At 69.6% G+C, this 23,664-nt stretch carries 22 protein-coding genes and 1 pseudogene; 5 read left to right on the top strand and 18 right to left on the bottom strand.

What is annotated here, in order from left to right; genetic code table 11:
- Positions 1-4: 4 nt before the first annotated feature.
- The 9 genes from ACZ418_RS32815 to ACZ418_RS32855 form a co-directional block, all read right to left on the bottom strand.
- Positions 5-253, bottom strand: coding sequence for a ferredoxin (locus ACZ418_RS32815; protein WP_450986577.1), 249 nt, complete (start codon positions 251-253; stop codon positions 5-7).
- Positions 254-255: 2 nt separating this feature from the next.
- The gene (locus ACZ418_RS32820; protein WP_468370393.1) at positions 256-1,623 is read right to left on the bottom strand and encodes a phenylacetate--CoA ligase family protein; all 1,368 of its coding nucleotides are present in this window, start codon (positions 1,621-1,623) and stop codon (positions 256-258) included.
- On the bottom strand, positions 1,620-2,606 hold the full coding sequence (locus tag ACZ418_RS32825; RefSeq protein WP_468370395.1) for a BtrH N-terminal domain-containing protein: 987 nt from the start codon (positions 2,604-2,606) through the stop codon (positions 1,620-1,622). The genes ACZ418_RS32820 and ACZ418_RS32825 overlap by 4 nt, the downstream gene beginning before the upstream one ends.
- On the bottom strand, positions 2,593-3,270 hold the full coding sequence (locus ACZ418_RS32830) for a hypothetical protein (RefSeq protein ID WP_468370397.1): 678 nt from the start codon (positions 3,268-3,270) through the stop codon (positions 2,593-2,595). Before ACZ418_RS32830 ends, ACZ418_RS32825 begins: the two co-directional genes overlap by 14 nt.
- Entirely contained in the window at positions 3,267-3,923 is a 657-nt protein-coding gene (locus tag ACZ418_RS32835; protein WP_468370399.1) for a class I SAM-dependent methyltransferase, read from the bottom strand. Before ACZ418_RS32835 ends, ACZ418_RS32830 begins: the two co-directional genes overlap by 4 nt.
- Positions 3,924-3,948: 25 nt before the next feature.
- Positions 3,949-6,021 carry a molybdopterin-containing oxidoreductase family protein gene (locus ACZ418_RS32840; protein WP_468370402.1) on the bottom strand — a complete coding sequence of 691 codons (2,073 nt, stop codon included), beginning with the start codon at positions 6,019-6,021 and terminating at the stop codon, positions 3,949-3,951.
- A complete protein-coding gene (locus ACZ418_RS32845; RefSeq protein WP_468370739.1) occupies positions 6,018-7,055 on the bottom strand; it encodes a BtrH N-terminal domain-containing protein in 1,038 nt (345 codons plus the stop codon). Before ACZ418_RS32845 ends, ACZ418_RS32840 begins: the two co-directional genes overlap by 4 nt.
- A gap of 79 nt (positions 7,056-7,134) precedes the next feature.
- Positions 7,135-8,448 carry a TrpB-like pyridoxal phosphate-dependent enzyme gene (locus tag ACZ418_RS32850; protein WP_468370741.1) on the bottom strand — a complete coding sequence of 438 codons (1,314 nt, stop codon included), beginning with the start codon at positions 8,446-8,448 and terminating at the stop codon, positions 7,135-7,137.
- 170 nt (positions 8,449-8,618) lie between these two features.
- Positions 8,619-9,494: a transcriptional regulator gene (locus ACZ418_RS32855; RefSeq protein ID WP_468370405.1), complete on the bottom strand. Its 876-nt coding sequence runs from the start codon at positions 9,492-9,494 to the stop codon at positions 8,619-8,621.
- A 668-nt stretch (positions 9,495-10,162) separates the two neighbouring features.
- Between ACZ418_RS32855 and ACZ418_RS32860 the strand changes: the two are divergent.
- A pseudogene (locus tag ACZ418_RS32860) lies at positions 10,163-10,507 on the top strand (transposase); the annotation flags it as partial.
- A gap of 46 nt (positions 10,508-10,553) precedes the next feature.
- On the opposite strand, the gene ACZ418_RS32865 reads toward ACZ418_RS32860, so the two are convergent.
- The 5 genes from ACZ418_RS32865 to allB all read right to left on the bottom strand — a co-directional run bounded on the left by ACZ418_RS32865 (position 10,554) and on the right by allB (position 15,751).
- Positions 10,554-11,480 carry a DMT family transporter gene (locus tag ACZ418_RS32865; protein WP_468370407.1) on the bottom strand — a complete coding sequence of 309 codons (927 nt, stop codon included), beginning with the start codon at positions 11,478-11,480 and terminating at the stop codon, positions 10,554-10,556.
- A 90-nt stretch (positions 11,481-11,570) separates the two neighbouring features.
- Positions 11,571-12,197, bottom strand: coding sequence for a dihydrofolate reductase family protein (locus ACZ418_RS32870; RefSeq protein ID WP_468370410.1), 627 nt, complete (start codon positions 12,195-12,197; stop codon positions 11,571-11,573).
- Positions 12,198-12,285: 88 nt separating this feature from the next.
- A complete protein-coding gene (locus ACZ418_RS32875; RefSeq protein ID WP_468370413.1) occupies positions 12,286-13,104 on the bottom strand; it encodes an AIM24 family protein in 819 nt (272 codons plus the stop codon).
- 124 nt (positions 13,105-13,228) lie between these two features.
- Positions 13,229-14,359: an allantoicase gene (gene alc, locus ACZ418_RS32880; RefSeq protein ID WP_468370415.1), complete on the bottom strand. Its 1,131-nt coding sequence runs from the start codon at positions 14,357-14,359 to the stop codon at positions 13,229-13,231.
- 51 nt (positions 14,360-14,410) lie between these two features.
- The gene (gene allB / locus ACZ418_RS32885; protein WP_468370417.1) at positions 14,411-15,751 is read right to left on the bottom strand and encodes an allantoinase AllB; all 1,341 of its coding nucleotides are present in this window, start codon (positions 15,749-15,751) and stop codon (positions 14,411-14,413) included.
- A gap of 273 nt (positions 15,752-16,024) precedes the next feature.
- On the opposite strand from allB, the gene ACZ418_RS32890 reads away from it, so the two are divergent.
- Positions 16,025-16,819 carry an IclR family transcriptional regulator gene (locus ACZ418_RS32890; RefSeq protein WP_468370420.1) on the top strand — a complete coding sequence of 265 codons (795 nt, stop codon included), beginning with the start codon at positions 16,025-16,027 and terminating at the stop codon, positions 16,817-16,819.
- 106 nt (positions 16,820-16,925) lie between these two features.
- Here ACZ418_RS32890 and ACZ418_RS32895 read toward each other — a convergent pair whose 3' ends face one another.
- Positions 16,926-17,243: a DUF5955 family protein gene (locus ACZ418_RS32895; RefSeq protein ID WP_468370423.1), complete on the bottom strand. Its 318-nt coding sequence runs from the start codon at positions 17,241-17,243 to the stop codon at positions 16,926-16,928.
- 129 nt (positions 17,244-17,372) lie between these two features.
- Between ACZ418_RS32895 and ACZ418_RS32900 the strand changes: the two genes are divergently transcribed.
- Positions 17,373-17,975 (top strand): nucleotidyltransferase family protein, encoded by a 603-nt coding sequence (locus ACZ418_RS32900; protein WP_468370425.1) that lies wholly within the window; start codon positions 17,373-17,375, stop codon positions 17,973-17,975.
- A gap of 184 nt (positions 17,976-18,159) precedes the next feature.
- Positions 18,160-19,785 (top strand): malate synthase A, encoded by a 1,626-nt coding sequence (gene aceB, locus ACZ418_RS32905; RefSeq protein WP_468370428.1) that lies wholly within the window; start codon positions 18,160-18,162, stop codon positions 19,783-19,785.
- Positions 19,786-19,788: 3 nt separating this feature from the next.
- Here the strand turns inward: aceB and ACZ418_RS32910 are convergent, their stop codons facing one another.
- Both ACZ418_RS32910 and ACZ418_RS32915 read right to left on the bottom strand, forming a co-directional pair.
- Positions 19,789-20,064 carry an Rdx family protein gene (locus tag ACZ418_RS32910; RefSeq protein ID WP_468370431.1) on the bottom strand — a complete coding sequence of 92 codons (276 nt, stop codon included), beginning with the start codon at positions 20,062-20,064 and terminating at the stop codon, positions 19,789-19,791.
- Positions 20,061-20,975: a HipA family kinase gene (locus ACZ418_RS32915; protein WP_468370433.1), complete on the bottom strand. Its 915-nt coding sequence runs from the start codon at positions 20,973-20,975 to the stop codon at positions 20,061-20,063. The genes ACZ418_RS32910 and ACZ418_RS32915 overlap by 4 nt, the downstream gene beginning before the upstream one ends.
- A 365-nt stretch (positions 20,976-21,340) precedes the next feature.
- Between ACZ418_RS32915 and ACZ418_RS32920 the strand changes: the two genes are divergently transcribed.
- Complete coding sequence (locus tag ACZ418_RS32920; RefSeq protein ID WP_468370435.1) at positions 21,341-22,090, top strand: CAP domain-containing protein; 750 nt, start codon at positions 21,341-21,343, stop codon at positions 22,088-22,090.
- 12 nt (positions 22,091-22,102) lie between these two features.
- Here ACZ418_RS32920 and ACZ418_RS32925 read toward each other — a convergent pair whose 3' ends face one another.
- Entirely contained in the window at positions 22,103-23,608 is a 1,506-nt protein-coding gene (locus ACZ418_RS32925) for an IucA/IucC family protein (protein WP_468370438.1), read from the bottom strand.
- Positions 23,609-23,664 lie beyond the last annotated feature (56 nt).

Genomic DNA, 23,664 nt, shown 5'->3' on the forward strand with positions numbered 1-23,664 from the left:
GCCATCACTCCTCAGTAGGCCCCGCTGTGTACCGGATCGATTCGGTGGGGCAGGATTCGAATGCGTCGAGGACCCGCTCCAGCTCGTCGGGCGTCTCGGGCTGTTTGCACACGTAGTGGACGTCGTTGTCGAGGTCTGCGTCGAAGTTCTCGGGCGCCAGGTCGTTGCAGAGCTTGCAGTCGATGCACGTGTCGTCGATCTCGAAGCGGCCTTCGATCGGAAGGCGCGTGGGAAGCGGCAGTTCCACCCTCACCGTCAGCCCCTCCCTCCCACGTAGGCGCTGAAGTTGCGCATCGTCGGTTTGGCCGAGGTGCGCAGCGCCGTCTCGAACCGGTCGGTGTCCAGCCGGCGGAATCGTGTGGACGCGCCGAGGCGGTCACGGACACCGGCCGCGATCGATGTCCGGGTCGCGTCGTCGCCGCTCGCCGGCGGCAGGGCGATCTCCAGGGCGTCCCCGTCGACGTCGAAGGCGAAGTAGTACGGCGCGGTGGTCATGGCGCCCAGGACGATGTCCTCGATCTCCAGTTGGGAGGTCCAGCGGTCACCGACCGGGATCCGGTCACCGATCCGGCCGCGGTGGCGCAGCCGGCGCAACGGGGAACCACAGCCGCACGGCGCGGCCTCGATCTGGCACACGTCACCGGTCCGGTAGCGCAGCAGCGGCATGGCCCGGCTGGCCAGCGTCGTCACGGCCAGCTCACCGACACGGCCGTCCGGCAGCCGCTCGCCGGATCCCGGATCCACCACCTCGAAGAACGATCGCGTCTCGACCAGGTGCAGCTCACGGTCCCGGCAGAACATGGCCAGCGTGTTGGTCTCGGTCATGCCGAACATCGAGTACGCCACGGCGTCCCACTGATCGGCCAGGCGCCGCTTCTTGGCCCGCGACGCGCCCTCCCCCGCCATGAGGATCTTCGAGACCGCGAGGTCGCGGCGTGGGTCGATGCCGCGGCGGCCGGCGATCTCGCCGAGGAACAGGGCGCGCGTTCCGGAGCACACCAGTGTGGTCGCACCCGAACGCAGCAGGGCATCGACCATCCGGTCCGGAGTGCAGGACGGTGAGGCCGCGCCGAGCGGCACGATGGTGCACCCGAGGATCTCGATGGCGCGGTCGAGGTCCTGGCCCACCCCGGCGAGCTCGTACGGGACGGCGATGGCCGCGACGTCCCGCTCGTCCAGCACGGCGGCGAGCAGGCCGGCGACGGTGAGATTGTTCTCCAGCCAGTCCGCCATCGTGAAGAACGCCGCGATGGGGCGTCCGTTGCCGGTGCCGGAACTCTCGTCGAATCGGATGACCTCACGCCGCGGCACGGCGAGCATGCCAAGCGGGTAGGCGGCGGAGAGGTGTTCACGGGTCGTGAAGGGGAGGGCCTCGAACGCGTGCGGACGGCCCTGCGCAACCGCCCTGGCGACATCGGCAGGAACGAAGTCGGCGTAGAACGGCGAGTTGCGGCACGCGTGCTCCACGGTCGCGGCGAGTGCTTCGGCCGCCCACTCGTCGAGCGCCTGCCGGTCCAGTGACGTCACCGCGGCGACCTTCCGCGCGATGTCGACGCGGGAGAGGAGGGTGTCGTGCAGCCTGCTTCGCGGGTCGTGGCCGGCCGGCCGGGCGAGCGTGGTCATCGGGACGCCTCCTCCAGCCGCATCATGGCCGTACGCTCGTCGGCCGCGAGACCGCTGACGATCGACGCCGCCTCGTCGAGTGCTCGCCGGGCACTGGCGTCGTCGGCGTCGCGCAGCAGGTTCGCCACTTCCGTCCAGCGCTTGGAGATGCGGCGGTACTCGACGGCGAGCTCGTCGTAGGCCTCGACGCCGGTCAGCTCGTGCGCCTCTTCCAGGAACTGCGCCCACAGCGTCCGGAAGAGTCCGCCGCCCGTGCCGCCTTCCTCCATGCTGGTGCCGACGGTGCTCATCGCCTCGACGGGACGGTCGAGCCGGTCGCGCCATGCCGGCATGAGCGAGCCGGTCTTCGCGATCCCTTTGAATCCCATGTTGGTGATCGGCGGGTTCAGGAACTCCTGCGCGGTGGCCAGAATCGAGGACCGGCAGGCCTTCGCGAGGATCGACTCGTCGTACCCGCGCGGGTCCACTCGGACCGACAGGCTGCGTGAGCACATCGGCCCCCTGGCTGACCGGGCCCGCGTCAGGCTTTCCCGCGATGTCGACTGAACGCCGAGTGACCGCGTCTCGACGAGGACGAACCTGTCGTCCTCGTAGCCGATGCAGGCGACGTAGTGCGCGGCGAAGTGGTGGTTCTCGTGCGCGTAGTCGAGGTGGTAACGGTCGAGCTTGAGTCCCACCACGTCGCCCTCGTCGAGGGCCTTGAGCAGGGTGGCCTCGGCCTTCGCCGGTGACGCCGTCTCCTGCGTCTGCAACTCGAGGGCGAGGGTGTCCGCCACGTTGCGTATGAGGTGGTCCGGCTTGACCCGGCCGGCGAGGAAGGGATTGGGCATCTGCTTGGAGTGCCAGTACAGGAACGACAGGCCTTGTCCCAGCCCGAAGATCAGCGGCTCGCTCAGCTCGATGCCATGGTTGCGGAGCATGTTGAGCAGCGTGGTGGACTCGCAGTGGTCACCTGAGTACGGCGAGATGTCAATGACTGCCATCGCTGTGCCCCATCTCGCCGCGCGGCGACTCGTACACGATCTCGAGCACGGAGCTGCTGTCGTTGTTGCGCAGGTGCCCGTAGGTGTGGCCGAGTTCGTCCGCCTCGGTGAACGCGATGTTTTCGAGGTGGTCGACGCTCCGGTCCAGGACCTCCAGGACGTAGCGGACGTCGGCGTCGGTGCGCACACCGATGGCGACATGCGACATGAGCCGTCCCCGCTCGTCGGCGGTACGCTCCGCCCACAGGCCGAACCGGCGGCAGGCGAACATCTCGATGGCACGTCCGTCGGAGAGAACGATCGAGTTCCACCATCCCGGCGTGCCGTACTGCCGGGGTGAGATGTACGACGGCCCCATCTCGATGGTGGCGATCCGACCGGAGGCGCGGAGGTCGTCGAGGTAGGCGTTCCAGGCGAACACCTCGTCGTCACTGTCGTAGTCGCCCATGTAGATGCCGACGTGATTGACCCCGGCGAACCTCTCGACGACGTCGTCCGGCGCGTATCCGCACCACGCCGACAGGTACTGCCCGCAGTCGAGGTCCTGCCATGTGCTCGACGTCTCGAGGATCTCTTCCCAGGAGCGGCCGAATCCGGGACGGTCGGGGAAGCGCCCGTCACGCGTGGCGGTGATGGCCGGCAACCTTCCCGCGAGTGCATTCATGGCGCGTCCTTCCTGCCCGCGATGACAATTCCCATCTGCACTTCCGTCACGGTGGCCGTCGCGAGCGCGGTGCCTTTCAGGATTTCCTCGACCTCGCTCTTGATGTACGAGGACCGGATCGAGGTCCGGAAACCCGGGCGCATGTCTGCCGCGATGTTCGCCTTCATGAACTGAAATGTCGTCCGGTCGACGTCCCTGCGCAGATCGGAGATGACATACCGTCCACCCGGCCTGAGCACGCGATGCATTTCCGACAGGGCGGTCACCGGGTCCGCCCATTCGTGCAACGAGGAGGCGCTGATGGCGTGGTCGAAGCGCTGGTCCTCGAACGGCAGCGCCAGCACGGTGCCGCATTCGTAGGTGCATCGCCCGGTGACGCCGTAGCCGTCCGCATTGGCGCTCGCCCGCCGGAGCATCGCCGGCGAGATGTCGAGGCCGACGAGCCGGGCGGAGCGATCGGCCTGGGCGATCCATTCCAGGCCGAGGTAGCCCGGGCCGCATCCGAGCTCCAGGACCTCCCCGGAGTTGATCTCCGCCCGCAGGATGTCGTCGACCTTCTCCTGGAGCCAGCCGTTGTCCCGGATGTGGCGTTGCATCTCGTCGTACTTGAAGGCCAGTTCGTCGCCCTGCAGGCCTTCGTCGGTCTCCGGCACGCGGGCGGCGACAGTGCCTCGCGCGCTAGCCACGGCCGGGCTCCAGCCGCCGAATTCCCACTGCTACACCTCTCATCGTCGCGCTCCCCATATGCACGTCGGAACGGTCGTTGTTCGTCACGAGATTGACGGAGGATCTGAGCGACTCATCGACCGAGGACTCACTCGGATACCACCAGCCGGCATCCGCCATCACGACGTTCGGTGCGACGGAATCGGAGATTTTCACCGTCATGCGCACCCCGCGCGCACCGGCCCGCGAAAAAAGGTCCACCTCTTCACCGTCTGTCAGTCCTTCCCGCTCCGCGGTTTTCGGATTGACGATCACCCGCGCCGTCGTCTGACTGCGCGATGTGGTCGGCAGCTGGTGGAACTCGGTGTTGTAGAACTGGCGCGGATGGGCGCTGGTCATGACGTACGGCAGATCCGGGTCCGCCTCCGGCGGAAGCCGGAAGGCCGGGAACGGCTCGTAGCCCATGGCGCGCAGCCCGTTGTTCATCAGGTTCACGCGTCCGGACCGGGTGGCGAATCCGCGGTCGCGATACTTGTGATATCGCTTTTCGTTCCGGATGTAGCCGATCTTCTTGAACTGTTCCCAGGTGAGTTCGAGGCCGGCCAGCTTGGCGTCCAGAGCGGCTTCCAGCGAGGGGAAGAAGTGCCGGCTCAGGCCGAGCCGCTTCGCGAGTTCGAGAATGATCTCCTCGTCCGAGCGGCAGCCGTCGACAGTGGCGATCTTCTGCCGGGCCGCGATGTAGGAGTTGAACTCGACGATCTGGTCCCGCTCGAGCCAGCTCGAGGTCGGCAGAATCACGTCGGCGTGCCGGGCGGTCGGCGTCATGAACAGGTCGCACACGACGACCAGGTCCAGCTTGGCGATCGCCTTGCGGACCAGCTCGGTGTTCTCGTGCGAGGCAAGGATGTTGCTGCCGAAGATCACCATGGAGGTGATCGGGTACGGCGACCCGGTCACGATGGCCTCGTGCAGGTCTCCCGGCGCGACCCAGCCGGACATCGACAGGATCTTGTGCTTGTCGCCGCCGATCCGCTTCTTCGCCTGCTCCTCGGGGAGCAGATCCGAGCGGGGAAAGGCACGCCGGCCCTCGATCGGCATCGGGTCCCAGATCACGTCCCCACCGGGAGCGTCGATGTTTCCGCAGATCGCGGCGAGGATGGCGATCGCGCGGTGCGTGTCGAAGGAGTTCTCGTTCTGCGACAGACCGGTTCCGGCCTCGATGCACGCGCGTGACGCGAGGGCGTAGGAGCGGGTCGCCTCGTGGATGAGCTCGGGTGCCAGGCCGGTGATCCGGGCGACCCGCTCGAGGTCGTACGCCCGTACGTGCTCGGCGAGTTCGTCGAATCCGGCGGTGTGCGCGGCGACGAAATCGTGGTCGTACCAGCCCTCGTCGATGACCGTCCTGATCATGCCGAGTGCCAGTGCGCAGTCGGTTCCCGGCTGGATGGCCAGATGCAGACTGGACCGGGCCGCGGTCTGCGTCCGTCGCGGATCGACGGTGATGACGCGGCTGCCCCGTTCCACGGCTCGCAGCAGCTTGACACCGATCACTCCGTCGGAGTGGGTGCTCGGCTTGTTGCTGCCCCAGAGCAGGACCACCTCGGGATCGCCGTCGTAGTCGCAGAAGGTGAATCCGCCGTACGTCGTGATCGAGGCCATGACGCGGGGGTAGAAGCACACGTGGGCCGGACCGACCACGTTCGGCGTCCCGATCGCGTTCGCGAGCCGGAACACCCACTCCTGGTAGTTGCGGTCGGTCCCTTGGCCGAGGACGACGGACTCGGGCCCGTGCCGGCTGATGGTCGCGGCGAGTTCGCCGGCGATCCGGTCGAGGGCGGCTTCCCAGCTGACTGGCTCGAACGTCCCCGAGCCGCGCGGACCGGTCCGCACCAGCGGCGTCGTCAGCCGTTCCGGGCTGCGCAGCAGGTCGAGTGACGCCTTGCCCTTGATGCAGAAGTAGCCCTCGCTGGTGGGGTTGTCCGGGTCCCCGTGGATGGCGGTGGGGACGCCGTCCGCGAGTTCGACGATGGCGCCGCATCCGCCGTGGCACATGCGGCAGACGGACTTCACCTGAGTGGTCGTCAAGCGGACTCACCTGCCCGCTTGGTGGCCGGTACGAGCAGCCTTTCGAAGATGGACTGTTCGGCGTCGGCGATCGCGTTCAGCCGGGCCGCGACGGCTTCCAGCTGCCTTCGCCCGTCGTCCGCACCGCGGTAGGCCATCAGCATCTCGATCGCCTGGTCCCACTGCCGCTGGACGTCGCCGAAGTCGTCGACGAACGGGTCGAGTTCGGCGTCGCCGCATCGCTGCCGCGCCTCGAGCAGGAACTCGCGGTAGAGCTTGCGGAAGTTCGCTCCGCCGGTTCCCGCGAAGCGCCAGAAGCGGCCGACGCCCGGCACCATCTCGTCGGCGGAGGTGAGCGTGTCGCACCATTCGGCGATCTCGGAAGCGGCCCGCCGCAGGGCGCCGATGCCGAATCGCGGTCCGCGGTCGGCGATCATCCGCTCCGCGGTCGGCCGGATGGCCTTCCAGATCTGCTCGCGCAGGACGGCATCGGTGCCGGTGGTCAGCCGCGCCGGCAGCTGCTCCACGTGCATCTGCAGATTCGGCGACGGCATGAATCCCTCGTCGGAATCGCGGGCCCGGCGTAGCGACGCCTCCGGAAGCGTCTGCGCCCCACCCTGCTGATCGGTGTCGACCACGTAGGCGAGGGAGTCGTCGAGCCCGTACAGCGCGATGTAGTGCGACGCGAAATGGCTTCGGGAGGAGAAGTAGTCGAGGTAGAAGATGTCGACGGACATTCCCACGACATGTCCGGCTTCGAGCAGCTTCGCCGCCGCGGTGCGAGCCGATTCCGGGTCGGGCGCCTGCGACTCGCGCAAGTCCACACCAAGGGCCGAGCAGGCGTTGCGGGACAGCAGGGCAGGGCCGATCCGGCCGGTGAGCATGGGCGTGCTTCGACCAGGATCGGGAGCATCCCAGTATTGGAAGTCGATTCCCTGGCCGAGGCCGAACAACATGGGTTCGGAGATGTCGACGCCGGCATGGTGGATCATGTTCCGAAGGGTGGTCGTCTCACAATGAACGCCGAGCTGGGGCTGAAATGTCGCCAAGCGCATAGGGCTTCCCAATCGCAAGGTGCGAAGATGCCGTGAGATGGTGGTGCGGCTACGCGGGGTGTGGCTACGCGGGGTGTGGCTACGCGTCGAGCAGAACTTCGTTGTAGCCCTGCAGATCGAGGAAGCCGGAGCCACTGGCCAGGACGACGATCACCGGTTCGAGGTTTTCCGCGTCAGCCTTGGCCACGACGTCCAGGGCCGCGGCGACCGCGTGACTTGCCTCGGGGGCCAGCAACAGGCCCTCGGTCTGCAGCAGTAGCCGGCCGGCCTCGAGCGCCGTCCGCTGGTCGAAGGCCACGGCGTCCAGGACGCCCTCGCGTCGCAGCAGGCTGACCAGGGCGGAACTGTGATGGTTGCGCAGGCCGCCGACGTGGTTGGGCGGTGGGATGAAGCTCTCCCCCATCGTGTAGCCCAGCACCTCGGGCGTGAATCCGCCCAGGTCGGTGCGGCCGTACTCGTAGACGCCCTGGGTGAGCCGGGGCGCCGCGGTGGATTCCGCGGCGAGGAAGCGAAGGTACGCTCCGTCGGCTCTGGCCCGCAGGTGAGGGCCGATGAGACCGCAGAGATTGCTTCCGCCGCCCGAGCACGCGATGAGGTGGTCGCCGCGCCCTTCGACGCCGAGGTCCTCGCCGTGCGTTTCCTTGAGTTGCTGCGCGACCTCCAGCCCGAGCAACGTCTGGTGGAGGTAGACGTGCGGCATCCCGCTGCCGGCGAGATACGCGGCGGAGGGATTGCCCAGAGCATGCTCGATCGCGTCGCTGATCGCGGTGCCGAGGCTGCCGGGGTGGCCCGGGACCTCCCCCAGGATCTTTCGTCCGATCGCCGTGTGGGTCGACGGCGACGGCCGCACCTTGGCCCCCAGGAGCTCCATGTAGTGACGCCGGTAGGGCTTTTGCTCGAGGGAGCACCTCACCATGAAGATCTCGGCCCGCAGACCGAACATCTTCGCCGCCAGCGCGACACTCATGCCCCATTGACCGGCTCCGGTCTCGGTGACGAGGGTGGTCCGCCCCTCCTCCGCCGCGTAGTACGCCTGGGCTATCGCAGTGTTCAGCTTGAAGCTGCCGCTGGGAAGGACGTCTTCACGCTTGAGGTAGATCCTCGCGCCCGTACCGAGATGCTTCTCGAGCCGGTGCGCCCGGTGCAGCGGTGTCGGCCGGCCGCATTGCCGCAGCCGCTCCGCGACCGGTTCCGGTATCGCAATCCATTGCTCGTTCGGGCTGTTCTGGTCAACGAGCGCTCGTGGCCTGACTTTCGCGGATATCTCCGCGGCGGAAGGGCTTCCGGAGTCCCTGACCTCGGGCATGGGGCCGGGTAGATCTCCCAGGAAGTTGTACCAATGTGCGGGCATCCTCGGTAATGACGCATCGCTACGAGTAGTGGGTTGAGGCACGGGCGACTGCTCATGCCCAACACGGTCTGGGCTGTACGAAGTCACGTTCCCCCGCTTCGACTTGGTCAGAGTCATCGTATGAGTTGCGCGGGCGTTCAACGGAAGGGACTGGAAGAAGTAGGACGACGCTATCGACGGAATCAACCGGAGGTGCCGAACCGGCCGAAAACCTATGCGCCAGTCTCTCGGGAATTAATCCGTTCCGTCAACGATTCCGCCAGGAGCTGCCAGCTCTCGGCGTGGTGCCGAGCCAGTTCGGCAATCAATGGCGCGCAGTGCATCGGGAGGCTGCCGGCCATCGCCGCCCAGTCGTGCGGCTGTGTAGCCGAGGGGTCGAGTGTCCGCAGCAGCTTCCGGCCCACCTCGGTGAACCGAAGCGAGGGATCGGCCCGCAACCGCTGGACCGCCAGTGACAGGTCGGCGCACGCCGGGTGCGCCCTGGGACGTTTCGCGATCGCCGGGTGGCCGGCTCCGCACTCCTTGACCGACCCGTCATTCGGCTCGATCGCGGGGTGACCGGCTCCGCACTCCTGGGCCGACCCGTCGTCCGGCTGCATCGTCGTCTGCGGTTCGCCTTGGGCAGCGCGCGCCCGCTTCCGCGCATCCTTTGCCGTGGTGAGCGAGATGCCCGCGGCGCGCGCCACCTCCTGCGCGGACGCGCCGGGATGCGCGGCGAGGTACACCAGCGCGCGACTGCGGCCCTCGGCCGCCGCAAGCGGGTAGGCCACCCCGTCACGGCCGAGTCGCACGGCGGTCGGGTGCGGAAGTTCCGCACCCGACCGCCGCCTGAGCGCTGCGATGGTCTTGTCCGACAGGCCGACGACCCCCGCCAGCCGCCGGTTGGACCACTCCGGGAAGTCGGCAAGCATGTGGAGGGCCGCGGCCTTCCGGTCGGCCAGGGAGAGTGGCAGTCCGTGGTTGCTGTTCAGCTTGACGGCGAGCACGAAGGCTTCTCGCTCGTCACCGTTGAACAGCACAGCACGTATGTGCGTGGCGCCGCTGTTCTCCACCGCCCTGAGCCGGTGCACGCCGTCGATGACGGTCATCGTCCTGCGGTGGATCACGATCGGTGGGAGTTCGGAGCACACTTCGGCAAGCGCATCGATGTGCCGTGGATCCACCCCGCCCGCACGGAGTGAACCCGCGACCATGATTCGGCTTATCGGTACCTGGATGATCTCTGATAAGAGTCCACCGGGGTACAAGTCCGGACGCCGTGAGTGACGTTGTATCGGCTTCTGTGTGGATGCAGGGATTTGGTCCATCGCTCTTCCTCCCCAGCGAACTCCCGGCGGACCTACCAGCTGTCGTACAACGCATCCAGCCCCGGATGATCAGGCAGCTCGGCGGACCACGGATCGAGGAAAGGCAAAGCGGTCATGAGCAATCGGAAAGGCGTAGCACATCGAGTCTCCCCCGTGACGCAATGTCGAGAACCGACAATCGAACACTGTCAGGAGGATCGAGTCGATGCAAGACCTCTGACATGGGGTCCTGTTGAGAATCTCGATGTCCGTTCTTGATTGTTGATTGAGAAACAAAGGGAGTCCAAAGCTCCCCGGGAGCGGAATGATCGGCTCCCGTAGGCGGACATGGGATATCCCCGCTGACGTACGCTTGACGCTTCTTGATTGTTTGGCCGCGCGGCCTGTTCGCGCACGGCGGTTGATCTCCAAGGGGTCATCTCATTTGGCCGGTTCGATAGCCTGCCGGCGTGGGAATCGTTGAGCGGCTGGTGCCGGACGAGCTGTGGGAGCTGTTCCAGGAAGTGGTGCCTGAGGTGCCGGTCCGGCCTCAGGGTGGCGGTCGGCGCCGACATGGTGACCGGGAAGTGCTGGCTGCGATCGTGTTCGTGGCGACGTCGGGCTGCACGTGGCAGCAGCTGCCGTCCACCTCGTTCGGGCCGTCGGGAGCGACAGCCCACCGGCGCTTCGCCGAGTGGTCGAAGGCCGGGGTCTGGGCGAAGCTCCATCGCCTGGTGCTCGACGAACTCGGCTCCCGCGGTGAACTGGACTGGTCCCGCTGTGCGATCGACTCGGTGAACATGCGGGCCCTGAAATACCGCAGACTCACCAAATGAGATCCGCGCGGCTGCGACGCCGATGCTAGGCGGCGGCATCCCGCCCCGTCGCCCTGCGGCCCCACGCGGTGCCCACCAGCACCAGCGCACCGCCCGCCAGGGCGAGCGCGCCGAGCCGTTCCCCGCCCAGCGCGATCCCTGCCGCGGCGGCCCACAGCGGCTCGGTGCCGAGCAGCAGACCGACCCGGGACGGGGAGGTACGGCGGACCGCCCACATCTGCACGAAGAAGGCGAACACCGTGCACAGCGCGGACAGGAACAACAACCCCGCCCAGTCCCGGGCGGTGAACCCGGCCGCGACCGCCCAGGGCACCGGACCGCCCGAGACGGCCGACAGCAGGGCGAAGACGGCGACGGACGCGCCGAGTTGGACCGTGGTCAGGGGCAGCGCGTCGGCGCCCTGTACGGCCCTGAGCCGGGACATGACGAGGACGTGCAGCGTACGGGCGAGCGCGGCGAGCAGCATCAGCAGATCGCCGGTGCTCGGCCGGGTGAAGCCACCGCCCTGGGTGAGCAGGACGACACCGAGCACCGACAGCAGCGCGGCGCCGAGGAAGGCCGGGGTGGGCCGGGTGCGGGTGACGGCGGCCTCGGCGAGCGGGGTGAAGACCATGGTGAGGCTGATGATCAGACCGGCGTTGGTCGCCGAGGTATGGACCACGCCGTACGTCTCCAGCAGGAAGATCCCGCTGAGGATCAGGCCGAGCAGGGCCGCGCCGCGCCACTGGGCGCCGGTGAGCGCGCGCAGTGCGCGGCGGCCGGCGACGGCCAGGACGGGCACGGCGAGCGCGAACCGCAGCACCAGCACCGCGAGGACCGTACGGGCGGTGGTGACGTCCTTGGCCGCGAGATAGCTGGCGCCCCAGCAGACGGCGACGAGCAGGACGGGCAGGTCGGTGTGCCAGGCACGGCGGGGCGCGACGGCGGCGCCCGGTACGGCGATCGACGACATGGGGCGGCTCTCTTGGTCTCCGGACGGGGTGCGGAGACGGCGGCGGCTCGCGCGGGGCGCGATCACCGTACCGGCGGTGACGATCTTCCGCTAGGAGTTCTCCGGGAGCTCGTACGTGCCGTAGCGCGGCCTCCCGGCCAGGTCGTAGGACTGGATGGAGACACCGGCGGCGGTGATGCGGCCGCCCGCGTGCCGGAACCTCGTCGGCACCGCGCCCTCCGCGAAGAAGCGGAGGCCCGAGCCGAGCACCACCGGGAAGGTCAGCAGGTGCAGGGTGTCGATCAGGTCGAGCGCCATCAGGGACTGGACGAGGGCGCCGCTGCCGTGCACCTGGAGCTCGCCGTCGGTGCGCTCCTTGAGGGCGGTGACCTCCTTGGCGAGGTCGCCGCCGAGCACGGTGGTGCCGGACCAGGAGGGCTTGGTGAGGGTGGACGAGGGGACGTACTTCGGCAGGGCGTTCAGCTTGGAGGCGATGGGGTGGGCCGGGTCGGTCACCTTCGGCCAGTACGCCGAGAAGATGTCGTACGTACGACGGCCGAGGAGGAATGCGGCGGGGCGGTCGAAGACCTCGCCGACGAACCGGCCGAAGTCGTCGTCGCCGAACGGGAAACTCCAGCCGCCGTGCTCGAAGCCGCCCCGGGTGTCCTCCTGTGGGCCGCCGGGGGCCTGGTAGACGCCGTCGAGCGTGACGAAGATCGTGGAGACGAGCTTGCCCATGAGGGGTGCCTGCTTCCTGGTGTGGGGTCTGTGTCACCATCTGAGACCCCATCCGCACCAGCAACTCATCGGTGGTCCGTACGGCACCTCACCCGGCGTGCGTCGAGAACAGTCCGCCGGTCGGGCCCTGCTTGTCGCCGCCCTGGGCCTTCTTCAGGGCGTTGGCGAGGCTCTCGATGGTGAGGGACTGCAGGATCACCCGGCCGTTGCCCTCCAGGGTGGCCAGGGACAGGCCCTCGCCGCCGAACACCGCGTTCATGATCCCCTGGCGGTTGAGGCCGCCGACGCGCTGGACGCCGTACTGGATGCCCTCCTCGAAGGCCACCACGCAGCCGGTGTCCACCTCTATGCGCCCGCCGAAGTCCGCCGGGTTGAGGTCGATGAAGTTGCCCGCGCCGGCGATGATCACCGTGCCGTACCCGGTGAACTTCTCCAGGATGAAGCCCTCGCCGCCGCTCATGCCGGTGCGGGCGCCGGCGAAGGCGATGCCGAAGTCGACGGTGGACTCGGCGGCCACGAAGGCGTCCTTCTCGGCGAACCACGCACGCGTGCCGTCGAGTTCCAGGGCCCGCATCTCGCCCGGGAGCACGCCGGCGAAGCCGACCGTGCCCTGGCCGCCCTGGGAGGTGAAGTACTGGAACGCCAGCGACTCGCCCGCGAGCATGCGCTGGCCCGCCTGCATGGCGGTGCCCATGGCCTGGCGGAGCAGTCCGCCCATGCCGCCGCCCCCGCCGCCCTGGCCCTGCTGCCCGCCGTTTCCGGACGGACCGGACAGGCGCGTCTCCATGGTCACGTTCGTCGTCTTGAACAGGAACTTTCCGGCCTCGCAGTACACGGTCTGGCCGGGCTGCAGGTTGACGACCGCCATCTGCATGGCGTTGCCGACGATCTCTTGCTGAAGGGTCACGCGGGGAGAACGCGGGAGACGGACCCGTAAGTTCCAGGGGACCGGAAACGGGTCCTTGTGGGTGACGCGCGGAGCGCCCCGGTGCTGTCCGGGCCGGGGCGCCCCACGCGGGTACCGGGGTGGGTCAGCCGCCCAGTTCCTGGTGCCGGGCAGCGAGGCCGGCCGTGCCCTGCTCGGTCAGGGAGCCGAACAGGCGCAGGCGGGAGATGCCGCCGTCGGGGAAGATGTCGATCCGGGCGTGTGTGCCGACCGCGGGCTCGGGGAGCACGAAACGGTGGTTGGTGTCGGGCTGCAGGCGGGTGCGCGGCAGCACCTCGGTCCATTCGCCGTCCTCGCCGTCCTTGACGGAGACGGACGCCCAGCCGGCGCTGTTGCCCTTCAGGTAGGCGGTGTCGATCTCGATCGCGCGGATCTGCGACTGGGCGGCCAGCTGGTAGCGGATCCAGTCGTTGCCCTGGTCGCGGCGGCGGCGGGTCTCCCAGCCGTCGTCCATCTTGCGGGAGCGGCCCGGCTGGATGGTGTTGGTGGCCGGGGAGTAGAAGAGGTTGGAGGCGTCCTCGACCCGGCCGCCGTTCTCCAGGGCGACCACGTCGAAGGTGCCGAGGACCGCCAGCCACTCCGGGTCCGGGACGACCTCGCCGTACACCCGCAGACGCGCGATGCCCCCGTCGGGGTGCTGGTTGACCCGCAGGTGGGTGAAGCGCTGCTCGGCGGTGATCTCGAAGCCGTTGGCCGCGTGGCCGCCGACGGCGGTGCGCGGGACGATCGTCGTCCACTTCACGCCCTCGCCCAGCAGCTCCTCCGGGGACGGCGAGCCGGGTACGGACGTGCCCTCGATCGAGACCGCCTGCGGGTAGTTGCCGCGGAAGTGGGCGGTGTCGACGACGATCCCGCGGATCACCCCGGGCGCGCCGAGGCGGACCAGCGCCCAGTCGTGGTCCTCGGCGGTCGGCCAGGGGTGCTCGGCGGAGGCGCCGCGCCGGCGGCGGGTCTCCCAGCCGTCCATGATCTTGCCCTTGTGCCCGAAGTGCTCGGGGTCGAACTCGGCCGGCTCGGGCACCAGCAGGTTCTCGCGCTGGGCGAAGAACTCGTCGTTGGCGGCGATGACACCGGCGCCGAGCTGCCGGTCGGCGAGATTGGCGTACCGGGTGAAGGGGAAGTCGGCGGTCCGGTAGTCCGCGTACGGGTCGCCGCCTCCGTAGGGGTTCGCGTCGCCGGTGAAGGTGGCCCAACTCGAATGTTGCTGCGCCGTCACGGTGATCAGGGGTTCCTTTCGGGAGTCGGCCGGTGCGGGTGCGGGGGTGGCTTACTGGGGGCGGGCGAGCAGGCTGCCCTTCGGCTCGGTGAACTCGCCGTCCGCGACGATGCGTTCGCCGCGCAGCCAGGTGGACTTCACGACGCCGTACAGGGTCTTGCCGGCGTACGCCGTGACCCGGTTGCGGTGCTGGAGGCCGGCGGGGTCGACGGTGAAGGTCTCGTCGGGGGCGAGGACGGCGAAGTCGGCGTCGCGGCCGGGGGCGATGGCGCCCTTGCGCGCGCCGAGGCCGACCAGGGCGGCGGTCTTCGTGGACATCCAGCGCACGACGTCCTCCAGGCCGTGCCCACGCGCGCGTGCCTCGGTCCAGACGGCGGAGAGGCTGAGCTGGAGGCCGGAGATGCCGCCCCAGGCGGTGGCGAAGTCGTCGGTCTTCAGGTCGGCGGTGGAGGGCGAGTGGTCGGTGACGACACAGTCGATGGTGCCGTCGGCCAGCGCCTCCCACAGCAGGTCCTGGTTGGCGGCCTCGCGGATGGGCGGGCAGCACTTGAACTCGCTCGCGCCGTCCGGGACTTCCTCGGCGGTCAGGGTGAGGTAGTGCGGGCAGGTCTCCACGGTGATCCTGACGCCCTCGGCGCGGGCGGCGCGGATCAGCGGCAGCGCGTCGCTGGAGGACAGGTGCAGCACGTGCACGCGCGCGTGGAGGCGGCGGGCCTGCGCGATGAGGCCCGCGACGGCCGTGTCCTCGGCGTCGCGCGGGCGGGAGGCGAGGAAGTCGGCGTACTTGGGGCCGCCGTGCTGCGGGGCGGCGGCGAGGTGGTGCGGGTCCTCGGCGTGCACGATCAGCAGGCCGTCGAAGCCGGCGATCTCCGCCATGGACCGGTCCATCTGGTCCTGGTCGAGATGCGGGAACTCGTCCACGCCGGACGGGGAAAGGAAGGCCTTGAAGCCGAAGACACCGGCGTCGTGCAGCGGGCGCAGGTCCTTGACGTTGTCCGGCAGGGCGCCGCCCCAGAAGCCGACGTCGATGTGCGCCTTGTCGGCGGCCACCTCCTGCTTCACGCGCAGGTTCGCGACGGTCGTGGTCGGCGGGAGGGAGTTGAGCGGCATGTCGACCAGCGTGGTGATGCCGCCGGCCGCCGCCGCGCGGGTGGCGGTCCAGAAGCCCTCCCACTCGGTGCGACCCGGGTCGTTGACGTGCACGTGGGTGTCGACCAGGCCGGGCAGCAGCACATGGTCGCCGAGGTCCTCCAGCCGCGCGCCGGCCGGGACCTCCGCGTCGTACGGCAGGACGGCCGTGATCCTTCCGGCGGACACGGTGACCGTGGCGGCCCGCGTCCCTTCCGGAGTGATGACGCGCGTCGAGCGCAGGACCAGTTCAGCCTCGGACACCCGAACCCCTCTCTGTACCGCCGTTTTACGCCTCAGAAACGGGATTTACTCCCACGTAACGGATTTCAACGTTCTGTTGAAGGAGTCTTCACTCCCCCTTCTCCGGCGTCAAGGGGCACACTTCTGGACGGCGCGCGACCCACACCCACTCTGGACGTTTCCACAAAGCGGAATTACAATTCCAGCAAGCAGAACGTAGCTATGTACAAGCAGGGAGTCAACCGGCCGCCGGGTAGGCTTCTCACCTCTTGCCAGTCCCGAAAGGAACGCGCCGTGCCGACGTCCAGCGCCAGCACCACCGACTCCGCCAAGCCCTCCGCCGCGGGCGGGGTCCAGTCCCTGGAGCGCGCCTTCGATCTGCTCGAGCGGATGGCGGACGCGGGCGGCGAGGTCGGCCTGAGCGAGCTGTCCGCGACCAGCGGGCTGCCGCTGCCGACGATCCACCGGCTGATGCGCACGCTGGTCGCCTGCGGGTACGTCCGCCAGCAGCCGAACCGGCGGTACGCGCTCGGCCCCCGGCTCATCCGCCTCGGCGAGTCGGCGTCCCGGCTGCTCGGCACGTGGGCGCGGCCGTATCTCGCGCGGCTGGTCGAGGAGACCGGCGAGACGGCGAACATGGCGCTGCTGGACGGCGACGAGATCGTGTACGTGGCTCAGGTGCCGTCGAAGCACTCGATGCGGATGTTCACGGAAGTGGGCCGACGGGTGCTGCCGCACTCCACCGGCGTGGGCAAGGCGCTGCTGGCGGGGGTGCCGGACGACGAGGTGCGGGCGCTGCTGTCCCGTACGGGGATGCCCGCCGCGACGGAGAAGACCATCACCACGCCCGAGGGGTTCCTGGCCGCGCTGGAGGATGTACGGCGCACGGGGTACGCCGTCGACGACAACGAGCAGGAGATAGGGGTTCGGTGCCTCGCGGTGTCCGTGCCGGAGTCTCCGACGGCAGCCGCGATTTCGATCTCCGGGCCGGCCGGGCGGGTCACCGAGGAGGCGACCGAGAAGATCGTGCCGGTGTTGCAGCAGATTGCCCTTGAGCTCTCTCAGGCTCTGGCGAGTTCGGGCGGCTGAGAGCTCGGGGGGCATTGATCGTCGCCGAGTGCGGGTGCGTGGTGGGCTGATCGCGCACGCGGCGGAGCCGCACATTCAGCACAGCCCCGCGCCCGGGTGGGCACAGTCAGCCCCTCTGGGTCGGTTCCCCGAACAGGTCCACCGCCTGCCGGACCCCCGTGAGGCCCCCGGCCAAGGCACTCACCGAGCCGATGGCACCCGCGATCAGTAAAAGGGAGCTGCGCAGACGCGGGATCTCCGGTGAACCGCCGGAGGCCATCGCCGCGAGGGCCGCCAGTTCGTCCTCGGCTATGGCGCGGTCGGGGAAGTCGGACGGGAGCGCGGCGAGTTCGCGGCGCAGCCGGGACACCGCGGTCCGCAGTTCCGCCACTCGCTGGTCCTCGTCGCCGCCGGTCACTGGCCTCTGCCCCAAGCTCCGCAACACAGCCCTCCCCCTCACAAGCCGTCGTGCGCGCAGTAGTAAACGCCACCGCGTCCGGGAGCGCCACCGCTCGGACCGAAATTCAGCCCAAGGAAACCGTCTGCCGGCTCCCCCCTCAGGTATGCAGGACGCATGACGGACAACCATCACGGGGAGGTCGCCGGGCTGCTGCTCGCCGCCGGCGGCGGCAGACGGCTCGGCGGGCGGCCCAAGGCACTGCTGGAGCACCGGGGGCGCCTCCTGGTCGAGCACGCGGTCGGAGTGCTGCGCACGGCCGGGTGCCGTCGGATCCACGTCGTCCTGGGAGCGCGGGCGGAGGACGTCCGCAAGCGGGCCGACCTGGGCGGCTGTGTGCTCGTGGACAACCCCGACTGGGCCGAGGGCATGGGCTCCTCGCTGCGGGCCGGGCTGGCCTCGCTGGCCGGTACGGGGGCCAGGGCGGCGCTGGTCAGCCTGGTCGACCAGCCGGGCATCGGGGCGGCCGCCGTGGCGCGGGTGCTCGGCGCCTACGAGGACGAGGATTCGCTGGTCTCGGCCGCCTACGACGGCATGCGCGGGCATCCGGTCCTCTTCGGCGCGGCCCACTGGGCGGGCATCACGGCGACCGCCACCGGGGATCGCGGGGCACGGGACTACCTGAAGGAGCACGCCGGCCGGATCCACCTCGTGGAGTGCGCGGACGTGGCCGAGCCGTACGACATCGACACCGAAGCCGACCTGCGCCACCTTGAGTGAAGGGGGTGGCACTGGGCGCCACCTTGCCTCGACCCGGAGAATCTCGACATCAACAAACCATTGAAGTTCCACGATGAGGAAACTACTATCCACTGATCAGAGGCGCCTGTCCGCACAGTGGGCGCTGTTCGCCCTGTTCGTGCCACTAGGCACCCGGTGCCACCGCTGAAGGAAGTGACAGCTCATGTCCGCACCAGCGCCGTCCCCGCTGGCCATCGTCGACGCCGAGCCCCTGCCCCGGCAGGAAGAGGTCCTCACGGACGCGGCGCTCGCCTTCGTGGCGGAGCTGCACCGGCGGTTCACCCCGCGCCGTGACGAACTCCTCGCCCGCCGGGGCGAGCGCCGCGCCGAGATCGCCCGCACCTCCACGCTCGACTTCCTCCCCGAGACGGCCGCGATCCGCGCGGACGACTCGTGGAAGGTCGCCCCGGCCCCGGCCGCGCTGAACGACCGGCGCGTCGAGATCACCGGCCCCACCGACCGCAAGATGACCATCAACGCGCTCAACTCGGGCGCGAAGGTCTGGCTCGCCGACTTCGAGGACGCCTCCGCACCGACCTGGGAGAACGTGGTCCTCGGCCAGCTCAACCTGATCGACGCCTACACGCGGAACATCGACTTCACCGACCCGAAGTCCGGGAAGTCCTACGCCCTGAGGCCGAACGAGGAGCTGGCCACGGTCGTCATGCGCCCGCGCGGCTGGCACCTGAACGAGCGGCACCTGGTCGACGCCGACGGCACGCCGGTCCCGGGTGCCTTCGTCGACTTCGGCCTGTACTTCTTCCACAACGCCCAGCGGCTGCTGGACCTCGGCAAGGGCCCGTACTTCTACCTGCCGAAGACCGAGTCGCATCTGGAGGCCCGCCTGTGGAACGACGTGTTCGTCTTCGCGCAGGACTACGTCGGCATCCCGCAGGGCACCATCCGCGCCACCGTCCTGATCGAGACGATCACGGCGGCGTACGAGATGGAGGAGATCCTCTACGAACTCCGCGACCACGCCGCGGGGTTGAACGCCGGCCGCTGGGACTACCTGTTCTCCATCGTCAAGAACTTCCGTGACGGCGGCCCCAGGTTCGTCCTGCCGGACCGCAACGCGGTCACCATGACGGCCCCGTTCATGCGGGCGTACACCGAACTCCTCGTCCGCACCTGCCACAAGCGCGGCGCGCACGCGATCGGCGGCATGGCCGCGTTCATCCCGTCCCGCCGGGACGCCGAGGTCAACAAGGTGGCCTTCGAGAAGGTCCGCGCCGACAAGGACCGCGAGGCGAACGACGGCTTCGACGGCTCCTGGGTCGCCCACCCCGACCTGGTCCCGATCGCCATGGAGTCCTTCGACCGGGTCCTCGGCGACAGGCCGAACCAGAAGGACCGGCTGCGCGAGGACGTCCACGTCGAGGCGGCCGACCTGATCGCCATCGACTCGCTGGACGCGAAGCCGACGTACGCCGGTCTCGTCAACGCCGTCCAGGTCGGCATCCGGTACATCGAGGCCTGGCTGCGCGGGCTCGGCGCGGTCGCCATCTTCAACCTGATGGAGGACGCGGCCACCGCCGAGATCTCCCGCTCCCAGATCTGGCAGTGGATCAACGCGGGCGTCGAGTTCGAGAACGGCGACAGGGCCACGCCCGAGCTGGCCCGCAAGGTCGCCGCCGAGGAACTGTCCAACATCCGCGAGGAGATCGGCGAGCAGGCCTTCGCCGCCGGCCACTGGCAGGAGGCCCACGACCTGCTGCTGAGGGTCTCCCTGGACGAGAACTACGCCGACTTCCTCACCCTGCCGGCGTACGAGCAGCTCAGGGGCTGACGCCTACGCCGTCCTGTCCGAGTGGCCCAGGGGCTTCCCCGGGGCCACTCGGTCGCGTACGAGGCGCTTGACCGCCGCGGGCTCCGGGAAGCCCTGCTCCTTGCGGTCCCACACCACCTCGCCGTCGACGCGGACCACGAACACGCCCCCGGTGCCGGGCTTGAGCGCCAACTCGGTCAGCTCCGCTTCGAAGGTGGTGAGCAGTTCCTGCGCCAGCCAGGCGGCGCGGGGCAGCCAGCGGCACTGTGTGCAGTACTCGATCTGTACGCGATGAGTCATCCGAGGTGCACCGACCAGTCCTGTTCCGCCGCCGGCTTGCCGTGCAGGTCGGGGACGCGTTTGAGCCAGTCGGGGCGGCCCGCCCGGGTCTTGGCCTCGCGGGCGGCCTCCTCGGCCGCGAGCTGCTCACGGCTCGGGAAGTCGGCGGGCAGCCACTCGGGCGACAGGCGCACCCGGGCCAGCAGGTAGTCGACATAGGCGGCGCGGACGTCGTCCGGGCTCGCGAAGCCGGCGTCCTCGGCGAGCCACGCGTCCGGCACCTCGGCGACGATCCCACGCAGCAGGTCCTCGGTCACCTTCGGGACGAGTTCGGCGTCGGCGGCGCGGACGTCGGGGCCGTAGTGGCCGAGGGCGTGATGACGGAAGTCGTACTTCTTGCCCGGGGTGGTGGTGTCCCAGCGGTGGTGGAAGACCAGGGCGGCGCCGTGGTCGATGAGCCACAGGCGGGGCGGCGCGGTGCCGAGCGTCGGCCAGACCATGAGGTTGGAGCTGTGGACCGTACGGTCCACGTTGACGGTCAGCGCGTCCAGCCAGACGATCCGGCCCGCCTCCAGCGGGTCCACGGGGAAGCTCCTCGCGATCTGAGGGGTGAAGTCCCGGGCGCCCGGCAGATAGTCCATGCCGAGGTTCACGCCCGCGCTCGCGCCGTGCAGCTCCCGCACCTCCTGGTGGGGCTCGCCGGCGGCGATCTCGGGGTCGAAGTGGACGAGGACCAGCTCGGGGAAGCGCAGGCCGAGCGCGCGGGCGAGCTCTCCGACGATCACCTCGGCGACCAGCGCCTTGTGTCCCTGCGCGGAGCCGGTGAACTTCACGACGTAGGTGCCCAGGTCGTCGGCCTCGACCACTCCGGGCACGGAGCCGCCGGACCGCAGCGGGGTCACGTATCGAACAGCAGTCACGTCGCGCAGCACACCGATCAGCCTAGAGCAGGTCGGCCGGGTGACATCCATCACAGCGCACTCGGCAACTAAGCATCCTGGTTAGTAGGCCCGGCTCGGACGACATATGGGATTTGTCCGGCTTGCCGCAGGTATGAACCGGTCATCGAGCCCCGGCGCGGCGTCCGCTCGGCACCTTCCCGTATTCATCGTCATCACGTCGCTCCTGACGGGCCGCCAGGACATTGCAAACATCGCGGAAGCGAACTCGGCATCTCTTCGCCCGGCTGACAAGAGCCCCGTCCTGCTACTAAGCGCGGCAGTAGAAGCCGCCTTTGCGCTCCTTGTGAAGCCCTCCCGAAAATGAGCGCCCGGCGATCACCGAACGAGGTTGACGAATGGCCAAGCATCGCAAGACGCAGCACTACCGGCGCATAGTCGTCGCAGCCGTCGCCATCGGAGCCGTGGGCGTACCCTCCGTCGCCCTGGCCTGCTCCGACTGGCCGCACGGCACAACGAACCAGGCCGACGTCGCTGCGACCAGCGCGTCCCCCCGACCGGAGCACCACGGTCACCGGCACCACCACCATCACCACCGCAACGGCCACCACCACACCGGCACCCCGCAGGCCACCGCGTCCCCCACGCACCGGCCCACCGCGCAGCCGAGCAGCAGCACACACAAGCCCCAGCCGACCGCTGCGCCCAGCACCCCCGCGGCCCCGAAGGTCACCGCCACACCGAGCACCCCGAAGGCCACCGCCACCGCGTCCTCGGCCACCGCGCGCGTCGTGCAGCTCGTCAACGCCGAGCGCGCCAAGGTCGGTTGCCATCCCCTGACCGTGAACGCGGAGCTGACCAAGGCGGCGCAGGCCCACAGCGCCGACATGGCGGCCCACCAGAACATGTCGCACACCGGATCCGACGGATCGTCCCCGGGTGACCGCATCACGCGGGCCGGCTACAGCTGGAGCGCCTACGGCGAGAACGTCGCCTACGGGTACGCCACCCCGGAGCAGGTCATGACGGGCTGGATGAACAGCCCCGGACACCGGGCCAACATCCTCAACTGCTCGTACAAGGAGATCGGCGTCGGCCTCGCCCAGCCGGGCAGCTACTGGACCCAGGACTTCGGCACCGCCCGGTAAGCCCACCACGGGTCAGCCGCCCGCCAACGGGTTCGGCAGCGGCAGGTAGCGGGCGTCCGCGCCGTCCGCGCCGGTCCAGCGCAGCAGCAGGTTGGTCTTGCCGGGCAGCGTGGGCGAGCCGAGCAGCGCGGGGATCTCGGGCAGGTCGTGCCGGGCCAGTTCGCGGCGGACGGCGGGCCAGGGGTCGAGTCCTGGACGGTGTTCGGCGAGGGCGGCGGCGATCTCGGTGAGGTGGTTGACGACCAGGCAGTACACCAGCCGCTCCCAGCCGGCCGCCCGGGTCACGTCCGGCAGCAGCTTGGCCCCCTCGGCGTCCCGGTACAGCACCTGGACGGGCATACCGGCCGCGTCCACGGCGACGAGGGTGTTCTGCAGATGGGCCTCCAGGACGACCCCGTGGCCGTCGAACGCCGTGAGGGCCGGCGGCACCACCTGGCGCAGATAGGCCTCCCACCAGGCCGCGGGGTCGGCCGCAGTGGCCAGGGGACTGCCGTCGAAGCCCTCGGCGAGCCCGGCGGCGAGCAGCGGGGTGGCGCCCGGCAGCACATGGCCGCGCAGGCCGTCGCGGACCAGGACGGCCAGCTCCTCGAAGGCGAAGGCGGCCGTGCGGTAGCCACGGTCGCTCAGCCAGGCCGCGGGCGGGCCCATGGCCGCGAAGGCGTGCCGGGCGGCCGTGTCCGTGCGGCACAGTTTTCGCAGGTCGTGGCGCCACAACCGGCGGATGTCGTTGGTGATGCGGACGTCCAGGCTGAACTTCAGGAACAGGTCGCGCCGGGGCTCGTACACCGTGCGGATCGCCGCCGTCGGCCAGGTGTCGAAGGCGGTCGTGCCGAGGCGGAGCAGGCGGCCGTCGGCGAAGGCCTCCGCCAGCTCGCGGCCCACCAGCTCCAGCTGCCAGGGGTGGGCCGGGAGCAGCCGGTATCCGGGCGGGACCGGGCCGAGCGCGTCCAGGGCGCGGGTGTCGCCCTCCTCGGCCACCTGGTCCTCGCGGACGCCGAGCAGTACCAGTGGGAAGCGGGCGTGCGCCTCGGGGGCGTACGGCAGCCAGGAGGCGACCGGGCCGCCGCCACGCGCCTTGGGCGCCGGGTGGTACGGGTGGCCGGTGATCAAGGACTGCTCGGAGCGCAGATACGGGTCCGCGGGCGCCGTGGCCCGGGCGCGGGCGCGGGCGGTGAGCAGTGCCGCGACCGCGTCCCGGCTGTCGATCATCTCGGCGGGCAGGTCGCCGCCCGCCAGCCCGGTGTGCCGACGCAGCTCCTCGGCGACCAGTTTGACCAGCTCGGTGTGGCCGACCCGGTGCCAGGTCCCGGCCGCGCACACCTCGGGGTCGGCGGGGCGCCGGCCCGCACGCACACGCAGCAGCCGCCCGCTCGGCAGCCGGTGGACCCGCGGGTCACCGGGGTGGCCGAGCGGCTCGGCCACCTCGCGCAGCAGGCAGTTCAGCAGGGGCGCGGCCGCGTAGGCGTCGGCCAGGCGGCCGACGGATCCGGTGGGGGCTGTGAGGTCCACGCGATCCATTCGTTTCGTCCGGGGTGGTCGCGATCAGTATGTCTGTCGTCGCCGACAATCGTCCT

The sequence above is a fragment of the Streptomyces sp. NPDC030820 genome (genome assembly GCF_055572075.1).